We start from the raw sequence: 16,599 nt of genomic DNA, 5'->3' as shown, positions 1-16,599 counted from the left end.
ATTGTAAAAAGGTACTGGCTGGTCTGCTGTAGCAAACTCAGATCACGTTAAGTTGATATGGCAGAAAAAGCCGATTCGGAACATAGACCAAGATGCCCTCATTGTCGTTCAGCATGATGTAGACCTCGTACCAATCTTGCTTCTTCTCTACAAATTCGACTTCGCCTGTATTGAGCTTTTCGGCCAAACTAAAGGTCAGATGAGTAAATGGGTCCGTCAGGTCCTTTTCCCCCTCACAAACAACAAACCACCCATGTAGGGTGGCTTGATAGGTTTCTTGGTATTGCGCTTCCAACATGTCCATGGTGCTAGAGATGGCATCCGCAATCGCTTGGTCGTAAATCTGACCAAGGTGCTCCCTACGCTGTACGATCTGCATCGGTTGTTGGCTCCTCTTCTGTAGTAATTACTTTGCCTTGTTTCTTTTTCGGCTGCGTAGTATTTTCCTTTGCTGTATCCACCACAGGTATATCCTGCAAGCGTGTCGGCCATTCTTGGTAATCTTCCATGACTTCCAATAATCGTGTCGTCTGCGGATGTAAACGAATCACTTGCTGATCTACCAAGACTGCGCCAAGGAAACTTGCATTGTTGACTGACTTGCCAATAAAGAGCTCCTTGAATACCGTGGCATGGAATGGCTTTTGTTCTTTGTGCAATTGGCCTAAGACCATCAAGACATCCTCGATCAAGATAAGCTCAGCGCTAAAGCCACCTGTAGACTCGTTATGGCTCAAGGCAATGCCCAAGGTATTACTCTCGTTGTGCTGCCAGAGTTGGTAATGTAATTTCCCCTGTGCTCGATCTGACAACTTGTTGCATTGGAAGGTATGGATCAGGTGATATCCCACTTTGTCATCGATACGTGGTTGCATATTTTTTCCTTCTTGTAAACGTAAAAATCCCGATGCACTCTAAGTACATCGGGACATATAAATTTTTGTGTGGTTCGAGTTAGATCAAGACTTCAAGTACTGCACAGAGTTTGGCAACATTACTTGCTTGGGTATCGTTGCATACTCGCATTGCTCGAGATACGGAACGGACTTGTCGTGATGGCACCAAATCAAGTACATCTGATACATGATCTAAGTCTGGGTAATGCTTTTTCATGGTCACTCCTGTCATCTAATAAAGACCATAAAAATAATATCTCTCTAAAAGCAAGCCAGTTACGGCATATCACCATCTCTACAACCACATAAGATCGCTACGACCTATTTTGTCGTTCTCTCCAAGAAAGCTATGTCAAATCAGCAATTTCACGCTAAACTACCACAAAATATATGTCTTTCTAGGTTCTGGGCAACATGACACAAATGCAACTTCAACAATTACAAAAACACCTTTGGAATATTGCAAATGACTTGCGTGGAAAGATGGGTGCAGATGAGTTTCGTGACTACATCCTTGGCTTCATTTTCTACAAATACCTTTCGGAAAAAGCCATTGCCTTTGCCAATGAACTGTTGAAGGATGAAGGCGTTAGCGAGCAATATCACCAACTCGATGACAGTAATCCCGATCATGCAGAACTCATCCAAGGAATCAAAGAAAACTCCATCGATGAAGTGGGTTATGCCCTAGCACCCAACCAATTGTTCCATACCATTGCAGAACGTGGTCGCCAAGGTGCTTTTGTATTGGATGACTTGTCCGATACCTTGCGTGGTATTGAGCGTAGTACCTTAGGTGCAGAGTCGGAAGATGACTTTGCCAATCTTTTTGAGGATCTAGACCTCAACTCGACCAAGCTCGGCAATAATGCCAATGATCGTAATGAGTTGGTCAGTAAAGTCCTTACTCACCTCGACAATATTGACTTTGACCTCAGCAACTCTGAATCTGATGTGTTGGGTGATGCCTACGAATACCTAATTGGTGAATTTGCTTCGGGTGCTGGTAAGAAAGCTGGCGAGTTCTACACCCCACAAACTGTATCGACTCTACTTGCCAAAATCGTAACCCAAGGTAAAGACCGTCTACGTTCTGTATATGATCCGACTTGTGGTTCAGGTTCTTTGCTTCTCCGTGTAAAACGTGAAGTCCAAGATGTGGATATGATCTACGGCCAAGAGATGAACCGTACTACCTATAACTTGGCACGAATGAATATGATTTTGCATGATGTTCACTTTGCTAAGTTCGACATCAAGCAAGAAGATACGCTCACACGTCCACAACATACTGACCTCCGTTTCGAAGCAGTCGTTGCCAACCCTCCATTCTCGGCAAAATGGTCAGCAGATCCAATCTTCCTACAGGATGAACGCTTCAGTCGTTTTGGTAAGCTCGCACCAAGTTCGAAAGCAGATATGGCATTTGTACAACACATGCTGCACCAGTTGGATGAGCATGGCACCATGGCCGTTGTTCTTCCACATGGCGTGTTGTTCCGTGGATCAAGTGAAGGTGTCATCCGTCAGTATCTCATCGAGAAGATGAACGTGATTGATGCAGTCATTGGCCTACCTGCTAATATCTTCTACGGCACATCCATTCCAACATGTATTTTGGTACTCAAAAAGAATCGTAAAAACACGGGTGACATTCTGTTCATCGATGCAAGCAATGACTTCGACAAGCAAAAGAACCAGAACAAGCTACTGCCTGAGCATCTCGATAAGATCATTGCAGCTTTTGAACAGCGTCAGAACATTGAGAAATATGCCAAAGTTGCGACACTACAAGAAGTCAAAGACAATGACTACAACCTGAATATTCCACGCTATGTCGATACTTTTGAAGCTGAAGATGAAATTGATCTGAATGCCATTGCTCAACAACTCAAAGACCTTGAACAAGCAAGCAAGAAAACAGATCAAGTGATTGCTGAATTCTGCACAGAACTTGGCATTGATTCACCGTTTGCGGAGGTGAAGTAATGTCTGCACCAAAGCTAAGATTCAAAGAGTTTGATGGAAATTGGGACAAAAAACTGTTAGGTAAGATCATAGGAATATCTTCAGCTTCTCGTGTTTTTAAAGATCAATGGGAAGAAACAGGCGTCCCATTTTTTCGTACTAGTGATGTAGTTTCGATCTTCAAAAATAAAGAAAATGAAAAAGCATATATATCTCTAGAACTATTCGAGGAATTAGCTAAAAAGTCAGGAAAGATACAAAAAGATGATTTACTTGTCACAGGCGGTGGCAGCATCGGTATTCCATACTTAGTTCCAAATAATGAGCCTCTTTATTTCAAGGATGCAGATTTACTTTGGTTAAAAGCATCTGGAATTATTAATGGATCCTTCCTATATAATTTTTTCATCAGTCCTAAATTTAGAGAATATTTAAAAAGTATTTCGCATACTGGAACAATTTCTCATTTCACGATTGAACAAGCTAAAGCAACCCCTTTTTGCTTCCCAACAGTAGACGAACAAACAAAAATAGCCACTTTTCTTTCCGCAGTAGATGAAAAGATTAATCAACTGACACAAAAACTCCACCTTCTAGGCCAATATAAACAAGGCATGATGCAAAAGCTGTTCAGTCAGCAAATTCGCTTCAAGGCGGATGATGGTGCTGAGTTTGGGGAGTGGGAAAGTAAAAAACTAAATGAAATAGGTCAAAGCTTCAATGGGCTAGTTGGAAAATCAAAAGAAGATTTCGGTGAAGGTGAAGCTTATATTACATATAAACAAATTTTCGATCATCGCAAAATTAATTTAGATAATGTCAATTTCGTCAATATTCAGCCAAATGATACTCAAAATATAGTTAAAAAAGGAGATCTTTTTTTTACTACATCATCAGAAACAGCAGATGAAGTAGCTTACTGTTCCGCGATACTAGATGATTTTGAATTTCCATTATATTTAAATAGCTTTTGTTTTGGATATAGACCGCACAGTGCAGAGATATTGAATTCAGAATATGCTAGCTTTTATTTTAGAAGTGAGATATTTAGAAATAAAATCAAACATTTGGCACAAGGATCAACTAGATTTAATATTTCAAAAACAGCATTTATGAATGTAGTAATTCATTTACCAATGCTAGAAGAGCAAACCAAAATCGCTAACTTCCTATCTGCTATCGACCAAAAAATCGATGTCGCATCGGAACAGCTAGAACAAGCCAAGCTTTGGAAGAAAGGACTGTTACAGCAAATGTTTGTATAAGTCACGAAGCAACCCCTATCTGACATGAAGTATTCGAGGGTAAAGCATCATAGTATGTTGGTACTTCGGTCAGATGGCTCCACCTACCCAATCCAAGAATAAAGTCAGAGAAAGAGATGTCCGTACAAAGCGAAGCTCAACTTGAACATGAACTGATCCAGCAACTAAAGCAGCTCGGCTACCAAGAAGTTGAGGTGAAAGACGAACTGCAACTGCTGGGTAATCTCAAGCTGCAAGTGGAACGTGCGAATGACATTTCTGCTTTCTCTGCAAATGAATGGGCACAAGTCCTCAACCATCTCAAGGCTGGCAATAGTTTTAACTGTGCCAAGGTCTTGCGTAATCGCTTCCCTGTAACCTTCGATGATGGTTCTACTCGACATATCGACTTCTTGTTTGCAGACCCAAGCAAGAATATCTACCAAGTCACCAACCAAATTGCCATAGACCATAAAGCAAGCAACGGACATACCAGCCGCTTCGATGTAACCTTGCTGATCAATGGCCTACCATTGGTACAAATTGAACTAAAACGTGCAGGCGTGGAACTTCCTGAAGCCTTCAACCAAACGCAACGCTATGCCAAAGATGCGTACGGTAGTGGATCGGGTCTGTTCAACTATATCCAGCTTTTTGTCATCAGCAACCGTGACCATACACACTACTATTCTACTGGCACAAGCAACTTCGAGTTCACCTTCCCATGGGCAGACTTCGAAAACAAACACATCCACAAGATAGATGACTTTGCGACACACTTCCTAAACCATACACACATCACGAAGATGCTCACAGAGTATATGGTGATTTTGGAAGTAGAAAAGCGTCTAATGGTACTTCGGCCCTACCAAATCTATGCTGTACAGCAAATCATCCAACGTGTGCAAGAATCCACACAGAATGGCTATATTTGGCATACTACAGGCTCAGGTAAAACTCTAACTTCCTTCAAGGCCAGTCAGCTCATCATGCGCTTGCCTGAAGTAGAGAAAGTACTTTTTGTTGTGGATCGTAGTGACCTAGATACGCAAACAGTCCGAGAGTTCAACGCCTTCAAGGAAAACAGTGTAGATACCACCAAGAATACAAGTACTCTGGTGGCACAGCTCGGGCAAACCCATGACAAGCTCATTGTCACCACCCTGCAAAAGCTAAATATTGCCATCTGTAACGACCGCTATGCAGACCAGATCAGCTATCTAAAAGACAAGAAAGTCGTAATCATCTTCGATGAATGTCATCGTAGCCAGTTCGGGGATACCCACAGGAACATCCAGCGGTTCTTCCACCAAGCACAGATGTTTGGCTTCACGGGTACACCTATCTTCGAGGATAACAGCCAACTCAAGCTAGACACCGAAGAAGGTAAGGTTGCTATCACGACCAATGCACTCTTCGATGAATGCTTGCATAAGTATGTGATCACAGATGCCATCCGTGATGGGAATGTTCTGCCATTCCAAATTGCCTACTTGGGTAAATACACCAGCAATGGCCTAGAAAGCACTAACAACTATGAAGAAGATGTAGAAGGTATAGACACTAAAGAGCTCTACGACAATCCTGCTCGCCTAGAAATGATCACACGCTACATTGTCGACAATCACCACATCAAGACCAAAAACAAAACCTTCACGGCCATGTTCTGTGTCAGCTCGGTAGACGTCCTAACCCAGTACTACGATCTATTCCAGAAAGTACAACAAGAAAAACAACAACACGCTATCGATAATGGAGAAATCTATAATCCTCTCACTGTTGCCACAATTTTCTCCTTTGCAGCTAATGAGGAACGTACTGTAGATGACCAAACTGGACTAATCGAAGAAGAATCGGCTGATATACCAAGCAAAATCAGTCAGTCCAATCGAGATAAGTTAGATCAGTATATTGCGGAATATAATGCTAAGTTTGGGCAGAATTTCAACTCAGGTGAAGAGTTCTACCCCTACTACCGTGACATTGCCAATCGTGTACGCAAAAAAGAAATCGACATCTTGCTGGTCGTGAACATGTTCCTCACAGGTTTCGACTCTAAACCACTAAACACCCTATATGTCGACAAGAACCTCAAGTATCATGGCCTAATCCAAGCATTCTCACGGACAAACCGTATCCTGAATGCAGATAAACCATTCGGGAACATTGTATGCTTCCGTAATCTCAAGCAAGCAACTGACCAAGCACTCACTCTCTTCTCCAATCGTGCAGAAGCAGAAAAGATTGTACTAATTCCTAGCTTCGAGAGCATCAAGGCAAAATACAATGCCGCTGTAGCCAATTTGCTCAGTATTGCCCCTGATCCTGACCAAGTACCAAATACCCTACAGACCGAAGAACAGCAATTGGAATACGTGAAGGCCTTCCGTGAAGTGATGCGAATAAATGCACAATTGGAAAACTTCGTAGAGTATGACCAAGACGATACAGCCCTCGATAAAGCAGCATTCCAGAGCCACACATCGCAATATAAGTATCTCTACAACAATGTACGCATCGTGCAACCTAAAGACAAAGTATCGGTACTAAATGATGTGAACTTCCAACTGGAACTGATCCATAGAGATACCGTCAATGTGGGCTATATCCTCAACTTGCTACAATCTGTCGTCAACAACAAAGACCCCGAGAAGAAGAAGCAGTATCGTGCACAAGTGCAAGATATAATCTCGACCAACCACAACCTGTACGACAAGCAAGAGCTAATCCAGAAGTTCATCGATGAAAATATCCCTCGTATGGCAAACGGACAGAGCGTAGAAGCGGCTTTTTCTGCATTCTGGGACGTGGAGAAGGAAAAGGCACTCGATGAGCTATGTCAACAAGAATCGCTCAAGCCTGAAGTAATGAAGGCGGTCCTCGGACAGTACGAATACACTAAGCGTCTGCCAAGCCGTGAAGATGTAAAAGACCTACCGATCACTCGTCCGAAGATATCGGAACGTAAGAGCCTGATGAACACACTGGTCCTCAAGACTCGTAATTTCATAGACAAGTTCTACCACGGTCTCTAAGCCAAAGCAGAACAACCTATATCTGCAAAACTCCCCACAACAAACAGGTCTATCCCCCTAACCGACTAGGGGGAAACCACAGACCAAGTAAACCTCACAAATCCCCCACACCTTTGTCACTTCCTCTGCGCCTAGCTCGAGCGATGTACTGACATCTGTGATGGAACATCCACGATTCTACTTGCATCGTAAATGAGCGTGCAGGAAGTCTAGGAGAGCTACTTCGTGGACCTGACAGGGCCCCATCGGACTTTCGAGAAGATGGACCACTTTACGGTCCGAAATAGTTGTATCTTTTTTACACCATATAGACGTAAAAAACCCCATAACTCAAAGAGTTACGGGGTTTCGAATTTGGTGGGCCCAGACAGACTTGAACTGTCGACCAACGGATTATGAGTCCGCTGCTCTAACCAACTGAGCTATAGGCCCTATATATTGAAATTATTCATACAATAAGTTCAATCGCCAAGAATACTAACTAAGAAGAATATAAAACACAAGCTATTTTAGGAACAATTGAATATAAATAAACCAAGGATAAGACTATGAATTTCAATGATTTGATTAAACTTTAAGCGTTTAATATTTTTTAGTTGGCATTAGAATTTTAAAATACATGAATCATAAAGTGTATAATTAAAAAATCACTCACAACTTCAATATATTAAGTACGGATATCTGCAAAATTATTATTAAATTTCAGGAGAATCTAAACATTCATCTTTACGATTTTGTAAAGCAAATTCAACAACAGACCATAAAACAACAATAGTTAACATTGCTATAGCAAACACAAATGCTGGAAAATACGTCATTTACCACTCCAAAGAATGAATAGTCGAATTTAATTTGAACAGATAGATTTCATTTACGACAAAAGTCTAATAAGTATTTTTAAATTTGGATAGTAATAAATCACCACAACTAATACTTATTTTATATTTAAAGTAATATTTTTTATATTAATTAGCCATTCATGCTCCAAATTTAAAGCACAAAATTTCTCAAAACACTACTTTTACTACCATTCTATATCGCATTTATAAATTTAATGTTGACTGTTTTATTGAATAAGTAGAAATTAGGCATTTCGAGCTTACACGTTAAATTCATTCTTATGTTAAAAAAATTTCTTGGCGATACTGCATTCAAATTATCAGGCTGGACTTACAAAGTTGAAGACAATGTACTCGAAGATAAACAAGTGATTGTTGGCTTCGAACATACCTCAATGATGGATGCTGTACTTTCAATTGCCCTATTCCAAATTTACAATATAAAAATTCATACACTCATTAAAAAAGAATTATTTAAAGGACCATTCAAACCACTTTTAGATGCTGTGGGTGGTATTCCTGTCGACCGCAAATCGAGCAAAGATATCGTGTCACAAATGGTTGAGCATTTTGAAAAGAACGATAAGTTTAACTTAGTCATTGCACCAGAAGCGACCCGTGCAAAAAATGGTGAAGAACGCCGCCCTATTCGTACGGGTTTTTGGCATATTGCAAAAGCTGCAAATGTTCCTATTGTTTTAATGTATGCGGACTCAAAAAATAAGCGTGGCGGTATTTTAGGAAAAATCCAGCCTACAGAAATTAACCATGACTTAGCCTTACTTAAACAGCTTTATAAAGATAAAGTGGGTCTAGATATCGTGATTCCAGAAGCAAAATAATAAATATGGGATATAAAACCTAAGCGCTTTATATCCCTTTTTCTTTTCAACTTTACATTTTCAAACCCTTTAACGATAAAAATAGCCGTTCATATTTTCTATTTTGTGTCAAAGGCACATATTTCAAAAAAAGTTTAACTAAACTGAACAAATCTTGATTTGAAACACTTTATCCGAAAAAACCGCTTATGGTAGAATTTGCACAATTCGATCGGCATACAGCCAATCTACAAGGAGCATTTCGCATGGCGGGTCATTCCAAGTGGGCCAATATTAAGCATCGCAAAGCAAAACAAGATGCGAGCCGAGGTAAACTTTTTACCAAATACATCCGTGAATTAACAACTGCTGCAAAACTAGGCGGCCCAGATGCAGGTAGCAACCCTCGTCTACGTGCTGTTGTAGAAAAAGCATTGTCTGTAAACATGACGCGTGATGTGATTAACCGTGCTATTCAACGTGGTGCTGGTGGCGAAGATAACGACGATTTAAAAGAAATTACTTACGAAGGTTACGGCGTTGGTGGTGTTGCAGTTATTGTTGAAACAATGACAGATAACTTAAACCGTACTGTACCTGATGTACGTCATTGCTTCTCTAAAACTGATGGTAACTTAGGTACCAATGGTTCTGTTGCTTTCTTATTTACAAAACGTGGTGAGATTACTTTTGAAGATGTTTCTTTAGAAGATCAAATCATGGAAGTTGCATTAGAAGCTGGTGCTGAAGATATTGAAGTTGATGAAGATGAAATCTTAGTTATTACAACACCAGAAGCATTTGGTGATGTACAAGATGCTTTATCTGCTGCTGGCCTTAAATCAGATAATGCTGAAGTAGTAATGAGTCCTTCTACGAAAGCTGAAATCACGGATATCGATCAAGCGAAAAAAATCATGAAAATGATTGATATGCTTGAAGATCTTGATGATGTTCAAAACGTATATACAAACGTTGAATTCACTGATGCCGTTCTTGCAGAATTAGATGCATAAACTATTCAGTAAATAAAAAATGCACCTTAGGGTGCATTTTTTATATTGTTTAAAATATTGTAATCATTTTCAATGATATTAAAGTGACCACCTCATCGCAACATGAAAACTCAATATTGAAACCAAATAAATGGGTAATGTCAGAATCCAAAGAACAAAAGCAAGGACTAATCTAAATCCATATTTCTTAATGATTGTATACTGTTTAAATAATGCTTTACTTCCCCAAAGCCAGAATAAATAAGTCAGTAAATACCACAAAGTATCTAAATATTTGGAATATATATAAGGAACTTTGAAATAGACATAAAAAGTATCTAGGCCTATCCACAACAAGGCAATTAAAAGCTCAATGCTTAAAAATTTAAGAACTATTTTCATGAGTTTGATGTTTCAACCAAACTTCATTCTATACGTTCAGAAAAAATTAAACCCCACTCAACAAACCATTACAGTTAAATACATTATATTCTTTAATCACAAAGCTCGAATGTAACGCAACGACATGTTCAATTTTGCCAATTCTGCGTAATAACACTTCACTATAATTTTCCATATCCTTTGCGATTACTTCAACAATAAAATCTGCCGATTGCCCCGTCACTAAAAATGCATTAATCACTTCAGGAATATTTTCAAGTTCTTCTAAGAATTTTGCAAAAGTATCTGTGTCATGTTTACTCAGTGAAACTTGTAGTAAAACATGCAAACTAAAACCTAATTTTTGATAATTTATATCACGCTTTAAACCTGAAATAACTTTAGTATCAATTAAGTTTTTTATACGTCGATGTACCGAGCTGACAGATAGATTAATACGCTCAGACAGCTCATTTAAATTCACATCCTCATTGGTTAAAATTTCCAATATATGTTTGTCGTAACGATCTAACTCCATCATATCCTCCTGTTATTTTTTATGTTTGGAACAATGCGATAAGATTGATATTAGATATAACATAGATAATTGAAAAAAATTTCAATTATCTTGCCATTTATCGTATTTTTTATGATCAAAAGAGAACTTAAATAAAAAATTCCACATCTTTTCACTAAAATATGGAATTATTCTAAAAATTATTTATGACATTTTAATCACGTTAAACACCACGCCAATCTACTCGAGCGTTACGTTCTGTTTGATAAATTCGTAATACATATTGCCCTAGAGGCATATCCAACAATGCTACTTTAAACACTCTAAACGCTTCAGATGATATTTCACCATGCTCTTTTTCCCACGGTGTGCCTTCAATTTCCAAAATAGGTGCAAGCATTGAACATACGGCAATATCTGCCAAACCTAAACGATCCCCAACAAAATAACGTCCTTGTTGATCTACTAGTTTTTGATTTAACACCTGTACGAGTTCATCCATTTTAATTTTAGAATCTTGAATCTGTGCTTCATCTAATTTCAAGCCTTTGGAAACTAAGCTTTTCATTATGGGTTTGGAATATTTTTCAAATTGGCGTAAATAGCCTTTTTCACCAATTAAAAGATCAAGTGATTCTTCATCTTTAGAAAGCGCATGTGCCATTGTCCAACGGCGTACGTGTCGTCCTAACTCATTGGCTAAATCATTAATTTCTAAGGCTTCAATTCTTTGTAATTTTTCTGCACGTAATAATGTACGCTCTGGATAAACCTCATCTAAATACAACGCAATGTTAGTACTATCAGCAATCCATTGTTCTCGATCATGCAAAATAGGCAGTTTGTATTGCCCTGTTTTTAGTTTTGCAAATACACGATGTACAATTGGGACTAAATTATGCGCCACATATTCCAGTTCTTTATGATCTAGCATCCAACGTGCTTTTTCACAAAAATGTGATAAAGGAAACTGGTACAAAGTTCGCATAAATTCTCCTAAATAGCTAAAAATGGTCCTATTTTTATACGACTCTACTTTAGTCATACGACATATAAATTACAATGTCGAGGCGGTTAAGTTGGTGATCAAATTCCAATTATTTTAGAACGCCACTCCCCCAATATAACATCTCCAAATACAAAGCTCCTTTATTCATCGTGCTTTTCAAAAAACTCAGAAGCCATGACCTGACTTTGTCATGGCTTTCATGTAAAATCATTCACAATTTTTCATATAACACTGTGTGAGTCATTTCATGGGTTTTAATTGCGGTATTGTCGGCTTGCCGAACGTTGGTAAATCTACACTTTTCAATGCATTGACTAAAGCTGCTATTGCTGCAGAAAACTTCCCATTCTGTACGATTGAACCAAACACAGGCATCGTTCCTGTACCTGATCTTCGCATGGACAAATTAGCAGAAATTGTTAAACCACAACGCGTTATTCCAACCTCTATGGAGTTTGTGGATATTGCAGGTCTAGTTGCAGGCGCATCTAAAGGCGAAGGTTTAGGTAACCAATTCCTTGCAAACATTCGTGAAACAGATGCGATTGCACACGTTGTTCGTTGTTTTGAAGATGAAAACGTAATTCACGTAAATGGTAAAATTGACCCATTAGATGATATTGCAACAATCAACACTGAACTTGCACTTGCAGACCTTGAAGCTGTTGCAAAAGCAATTACTCGTTTAGCAAAATCTGCTAAAAGTGGCGATAAAGAAGCAATTGCAACTAAAGCAATTTTAGAAAAAATTCAGCCATTACTTGATGAAGGTAAACCTGCTCGTGCAGCTGACCTTGATGATGATGAGCGTAAACTAGTACGTGGCTTTGGTCTAATGACTTTAAAACCAACCATGTACATTGCTAACGTTGCTGAAGATGGTTTCGAGAACAACCCACATTTAGATGCTGTTAAGAAATTAGCTGCCGAAGAAAATGCAATTGTTGTTCCGCTTTGCAACCAAATTGAAGCAGAGATTTCTCTTTTAGAAGATGAAGATCGCGCTGAATTCTTAGAAGCAATGGGCATGGAAGAACCGGGTCTGAACGTGGTTATTCGTGCAGGTTATTCACTTCTTGGTTTACAAACTTACTTCACTGCTGGCGTACAAGAAGTTCGCGCTTGGACTGTTAAAGTAGGTGCTACAGCTCCTCAAGCTGCTGGCGTTATTCACACTGACTTTGAAAAAGGCTTTATTCGTGCTGAATGTATTGCTTACGATGATTTCGTTCAATACAACGGTGAAGCCGGTGCGAAAGAAGCTGGTAAATGGCGTTTAGAAGGTAAAACTTACATCGTTCAAGATGGCGACGTTTTACACTTCCGTTTCAATGTATAAATTATATTGAAAAAAAAGCCCCGAATTCGGGGCTTTTTTATTATCTATCTATAAAATAAAAATAAATTACACATAATAATGATTATCATTTGTATTTACTAAACATCCTTATTCCCCTACACTCACACATACAACATAAATTAAAAAGGAATTCTCCATGGCATATACTCTGCCTGCACTTCCATACGCATACGATGCACTTGAACCGTATGTTGATACAAAAACTATGGAAATTCATCACACTAAACACCATCAAACGTATATCAATAATATCAATGCTGCTATTGAAGGAACAGAATGGGAAAAGTTAGATGTTGAAAGCTTAGTATCTCGCGTAAATGATGTACCAAATCCTTTAAAACATACCGTGATTAACAATGCAGGTGGTCATGCCAATCATTCTCTGTTTTGGACAATTATGAGTCCACAAGGTGGTGGCAATCCAATTGGACAAGTTTCTCTTGCGATTGAACAAGAGCTAGGTGGTTTTGATGCATTCAAAGAAGCTTTTACCAAAGCAGCGATTAGTCGTTTTGGAAGTGGATGGGCATGGTTATGCGTCACACCTGAAAAGAAACTTGTAGTCGAAAGCAGTGCGAACCAAGACTCCCCACTTATGCATGGTAATACCCCAATTCTCGCTTTAGATGTATGGGAGCATGCGTATTACTTACAGTACCAAAACCGTCGCCCTGAATATATTGCAGCTTTTTATGCCGTCATTGACTGGCAAGAAGTAAACCGTCGCTACCTAACTGCAATCCAATGATTTTATCTACAACCGATACGCTTATGCCCTCTCTTAAAGTCATACGGTTTTATATCGGAATATTCATTTTATTATTTGGCTGTTTTCTTATTTTAAAATCGATTTAAGCGCTCATTAAAACTTATGATAAAAGCCCCTATTAATGGGGCTTTTATGTGTTTAAAGCATCAGATTAGTCTGCATTTACAGCTTTTAGAGATTTTTGATCCATCTCTTGGCGCATTTTTCGTGCTTCCTCAAGCATCCTTTTTTCTAAAGGCTTACGTAAACCCATTAAGAACACAAACTCTGCCAACACAAATAATGGTCCTATTGCTAAACCCACGATATCATCCATAAAAGCAGGTTTTTTCTTTTCATAAAAATGTCCAACAAACTGAAAAACCCACCCAATTACAAACACTGAAATACTCAATGTAAGCCAGTGAGTAATAGACATTTCAGTAATCATGAGTGCATACGGATAAGCAATTGCAAAAATGGCTGCCATAATCACACCAAAAATGACATCTAAACTCAAATAATAAATGACACTTACAACAATAAGTAATAATGCTAACGTCATTGAAAAGCCACCTACAACAAAGCCAGCTTTTGCGGTTAAACATAGAATAGAAAATACAATCAAAGGAATACCAATAAAATGTGTAAAGACATTTTTACGGTCTAAATGATAAGCAGCATATTGGCTTAATAATTTTTCTAATCGAGTCATAGCAATCTCCTTGCTTATATTATTCTTACAATATATAAGATATTAAATAGGCAAGTTGTCGGCTACCCGACAATTCTAATAAGAAGAAAAAAGGATATTTCATGTTAGATCTAAACTATATAAAACAATTAGAAAATAATGTTTGGTTTTCTGAACTTCCATCACTTTTTCAAAATTTTATTTTAGATAAGGCGCAGCTTTTACATATAGAAAAAGATCAAAAAATATTTCTTTCAGGAGATTTTTTTAACGGCATATACGCAGTTTTAGATGGTACAGTTAGCTTAGGCTATATTAATATTCAAGGTAAAGAAGCTATTGCTGCAATTGTAGAACCCATTATGTGGTTTGGTGAAATCTCTCTTGTCGATCAACAACCTCGCTCTCATGATGCTATTTCTGTTAAAAAATCAATTATTCTTCATATTCATGCACAAGATTTAATTCAATTATTAGAACAAAATCCTCAATTTTGGTTCTATATCGCAAAATTAACGAGTCAAAAATTACGCTTTGCATTTTTAGAACTCATTTCCATTCAAACACAAACTATTTCCCAACGACTTGCTCAACGCTTATTGGTTATTTTAGGTGGATATGGAAATTTACGACAAATCAATCATAACGTCATCCATCTATCTCAAGAGCAACTTGCACAAATGCTTGTTTGTTCAAGGCAAACCGTTAATCAAGAATTACAAATTTTAGAAAAAAAAGATATTATTAGAATCGCATTCAAGAAAATTGAAATCCTCGATTATCAACAGTTGCAAAATATAGCTCATACCACCCGCGAACACCCTCAATGATTCTTTCTAACTTAATCAGTTTTTCATTAATCTCTCTCATTATGGTTCTTTCCCCAGGACCAAATATGATTTACCTAATTTCTAGATCTATCTCTCAAGGCAAAAAAGCAGGTTTAATTTCATTGCTTGGAGTGGGGTTTGGCTTCTTTTTCTATATGATTTTGGCGTCATTAGGCATTACTGCTATTTTATTTAAGCTACCCTATTTATATAACACCATTAAAATACTCGGGGCACTTTATTTATTATGGTTAGCTTGGAATGCGTTAAAACCCAAAGGTCATTCACCTTTTGAAGTTCACAACTTGCATCATGATTCCAATTTAAAACTTTTTAGTATGGGATTTATCACAAACATACTAAATCCTAAAATTGCGTTAATGTACCTTGCTCTATTACCCCAATTTATAGATGTTAATTATTCTACATTTTTACAATCTATTTATTTAGGCTTGGTACAAATTGCTATTAGCCTATCCGTAAATGCACTTATTGTGATTTCTGCAGCAAGTATTGCCTTATTTTTACAAAAGAATTATTTTTGGGCTAAAGTACAAAAATACTTTATGGGGCTTATTTTACTTGGTTTAGCCTTAAAAATTTTAATCGACTCATAAGCTTAAATTTTAAAATTATAAAAAAAGCAAAACTAAATGTTTTGCTTTTTTTATATGGCTTTATTAGAAATTAAATACCAATTTTTTTCGGATCTGTATTGCCTAATTCAGGATTATCAATTGCATCCTTACATTGTGCTTTATCACGCTCATAATCTGCTTTTTTCTGATCAACTGCACCTGACTCATCAATTGCTTCTCGTGCCCAAATTTCTAGACTCGTTAAAGCCTTACGACACAAAGCATATTTACCTTCCGTCACAGAGTCTGTCATTTTTACATTGATACGCCAATCTGTACTTAATTTACGTGCAGGTTTACGCACTTGTTCTTCTAATTGATCAATATTATTAGCATAAACAAGCGGATCAACCTTATTAATAAACTCCCATGCTGAATGTGCATAAGTCGTTGCATCATTCGTCAGCTTTGGTGCAGGCTTAATTTCAACTGTTTGATCTTTCGAATCATTATTTCCACACGCTTGTAATAACAACCCACTGCTCAATAAAGAAACTATCAATAAAGAACGAACATTAAACTTCAACATTTTATTCATGCTACGTAAAACAATCAGGCACTATGCTAGTAAATTCAGCTAGAATACTCAATCTACATTTATTTATTTGTTTAATACTTTGTAAG

17 protein-coding genes and 1 tRNA gene are annotated in these 16,599 nt (G+C 37.9%); 9 read left to right on the top strand and 9 right to left on the bottom strand.

The annotated features are described in order from the left end of the window. Positions 1 to 37 precede the first annotated feature (37 nt). The 3 genes from AC5YDH_RS09210 to AC5YDH_RS09200 all read right to left on the bottom strand — a co-directional run bounded on the left by AC5YDH_RS09210 (position 38) and on the right by AC5YDH_RS09200 (position 1,113). Positions 38 to 379: a hypothetical protein gene (locus AC5YDH_RS09210; protein WP_496118756.1), complete on the bottom strand. Its 342-nt coding sequence runs from the start codon at positions 377 to 379 to the stop codon at positions 38 to 40. Then, positions 360 to 875: a hypothetical protein gene (locus tag AC5YDH_RS09205; protein ID WP_496118754.1), complete on the bottom strand. Its 516-nt coding sequence runs from the start codon at positions 873 to 875 to the stop codon at positions 360 to 362. Before AC5YDH_RS09205 ends, AC5YDH_RS09210 begins: the two co-directional genes overlap by 20 nt. A gap of 79 nt (positions 876 to 954) precedes the next feature. Beyond that, entirely contained in the window at positions 955 to 1,113 is a 159-nt protein-coding gene (locus AC5YDH_RS09200; protein WP_496118752.1) for a hypothetical protein, read from the bottom strand. Between the two features lie 197 nt (positions 1,114 to 1,310). On the opposite strand from AC5YDH_RS09200, the gene AC5YDH_RS09195 reads away from it, so the two are divergent. From AC5YDH_RS09195 to AC5YDH_RS09185, 3 genes are all read left to right on the top strand, one after another. Beyond that, positions 1,311 to 2,885: a type I restriction-modification system subunit M gene (locus tag AC5YDH_RS09195; protein WP_496118750.1), complete on the top strand. Its 1,575-nt coding sequence runs from the start codon at positions 1,311 to 1,313 to the stop codon at positions 2,883 to 2,885. Next, positions 2,885 to 4,129: a restriction endonuclease subunit S gene (locus tag AC5YDH_RS09190; RefSeq protein WP_496118749.1), complete on the top strand. Its 1,245-nt coding sequence runs from the start codon at positions 2,885 to 2,887 to the stop codon at positions 4,127 to 4,129. The genes AC5YDH_RS09195 and AC5YDH_RS09190 overlap by 1 nt, the downstream gene beginning before the upstream one ends. Before the next feature lie 116 nt (positions 4,130 to 4,245). Beyond that, a complete protein-coding gene (locus tag AC5YDH_RS09185) occupies positions 4,246 to 7,143 on the top strand; it encodes a type I restriction endonuclease subunit R (protein ID WP_496118747.1) in 2,898 nt (965 codons plus the stop codon). Between the two features lie 355 nt (positions 7,144 to 7,498). Here AC5YDH_RS09185 and AC5YDH_RS09180 read toward each other — a convergent pair. Both AC5YDH_RS09180 and AC5YDH_RS09175 read right to left on the bottom strand, forming a co-directional pair. Further along, positions 7,499 to 7,575, bottom strand: a tRNA-Ile gene (locus AC5YDH_RS09180). A 263-nt stretch (positions 7,576 to 7,838) separates the two neighbouring features. Further along, positions 7,839 to 7,961 carry a hypothetical protein gene (locus AC5YDH_RS09175; RefSeq protein WP_496118745.1) on the bottom strand — a complete coding sequence of 41 codons (123 nt, stop codon included), beginning with the start codon at positions 7,959 to 7,961 and terminating at the stop codon, positions 7,839 to 7,841. Between the two features lie 302 nt (positions 7,962 to 8,263). Between AC5YDH_RS09175 and AC5YDH_RS09170 the strand changes: the two genes are divergently transcribed. Together AC5YDH_RS09170 and AC5YDH_RS09165 are read left to right on the top strand one after the other, a co-directional pair. Beyond that, positions 8,264 to 8,824 (top strand): 1-acyl-sn-glycerol-3-phosphate acyltransferase, encoded by a 561-nt coding sequence (locus tag AC5YDH_RS09170; RefSeq protein WP_496118744.1) that lies wholly within the window; start codon positions 8,264 to 8,266, stop codon positions 8,822 to 8,824. 245 nt (positions 8,825 to 9,069) lie between these two features. Next, entirely contained in the window at positions 9,070 to 9,819 is a 750-nt protein-coding gene (locus AC5YDH_RS09165; RefSeq protein WP_496118785.1) for a YebC/PmpR family DNA-binding transcriptional regulator, read from the top strand. A gap of 427 nt (positions 9,820 to 10,246) precedes the next feature. Here the strand turns inward: AC5YDH_RS09165 and AC5YDH_RS09160 are convergent, their stop codons facing one another. Together AC5YDH_RS09160 and AC5YDH_RS09155 are read right to left on the bottom strand one after the other, a co-directional pair. Beyond that, on the bottom strand, positions 10,247 to 10,717 hold the full coding sequence (locus tag AC5YDH_RS09160) for an Lrp/AsnC family transcriptional regulator (protein ID WP_496118783.1): 471 nt from the start codon (positions 10,715 to 10,717) through the stop codon (positions 10,247 to 10,249). A 202-nt stretch (positions 10,718 to 10,919) separates the two neighbouring features. Beyond that, entirely contained in the window at positions 10,920 to 11,684 is a 765-nt protein-coding gene (locus AC5YDH_RS09155) for a glutathione S-transferase family protein (RefSeq protein ID WP_496118742.1), read from the bottom strand. A gap of 268 nt (positions 11,685 to 11,952) precedes the next feature. On the opposite strand from AC5YDH_RS09155, the gene ychF reads away from it, so the two are divergent. Both ychF and AC5YDH_RS09145 read left to right on the top strand, forming a co-directional pair. Next, positions 11,953 to 13,044 carry a redox-regulated ATPase YchF gene (gene ychF / locus AC5YDH_RS09150; protein ID WP_496118740.1) on the top strand — a complete coding sequence of 364 codons (1,092 nt, stop codon included), beginning with the start codon at positions 11,953 to 11,955 and terminating at the stop codon, positions 13,042 to 13,044. A gap of 157 nt (positions 13,045 to 13,201) precedes the next feature. Then, the gene (locus AC5YDH_RS09145; protein ID WP_496118738.1) at positions 13,202 to 13,813 is read left to right on the top strand and encodes a superoxide dismutase; all 612 of its coding nucleotides are present in this window, start codon (positions 13,202 to 13,204) and stop codon (positions 13,811 to 13,813) included. Positions 13,814 to 13,985: 172 nt separating this feature from the next. On the opposite strand, the gene AC5YDH_RS09140 is transcribed toward AC5YDH_RS09145, so the two are convergent. Next, complete coding sequence (locus AC5YDH_RS09140) at positions 13,986 to 14,528, bottom strand: Mpo1 family 2-hydroxy fatty acid dioxygenase (RefSeq protein WP_496118737.1); 543 nt, start codon at positions 14,526 to 14,528, stop codon at positions 13,986 to 13,988. Between the two features lie 101 nt (positions 14,529 to 14,629). On the opposite strand from AC5YDH_RS09140, the gene AC5YDH_RS09135 reads away from it, so the two are divergent. Both AC5YDH_RS09135 and AC5YDH_RS09130 read left to right on the top strand, forming a co-directional pair. After that, positions 14,630 to 15,337, top strand: coding sequence for a Crp/Fnr family transcriptional regulator (locus tag AC5YDH_RS09135; protein WP_496118736.1), 708 nt, complete (start codon positions 14,630 to 14,632; stop codon positions 15,335 to 15,337). Continuing rightward, complete coding sequence (locus tag AC5YDH_RS09130) at positions 15,334 to 15,954, top strand: LysE family translocator (RefSeq protein WP_496118734.1); 621 nt, start codon at positions 15,334 to 15,336, stop codon at positions 15,952 to 15,954. Before AC5YDH_RS09135 ends, AC5YDH_RS09130 begins: the two co-directional genes overlap by 4 nt. Positions 15,955 to 16,024: 70 nt before the next feature. On the opposite strand, the gene AC5YDH_RS09125 is transcribed toward AC5YDH_RS09130, so the two are convergent. Further along, positions 16,025 to 16,504: a hypothetical protein gene (locus tag AC5YDH_RS09125; protein ID WP_496118733.1), complete on the bottom strand. Its 480-nt coding sequence runs from the start codon at positions 16,502 to 16,504 to the stop codon at positions 16,025 to 16,027. Positions 16,505 to 16,599 lie beyond the last annotated feature (95 nt).

It is taken from the genome of Acinetobacter sp. FY683, from assembly GCF_059515885.1.
This window is presented reverse-complemented; position numbering and strand designations above follow the sequence as displayed.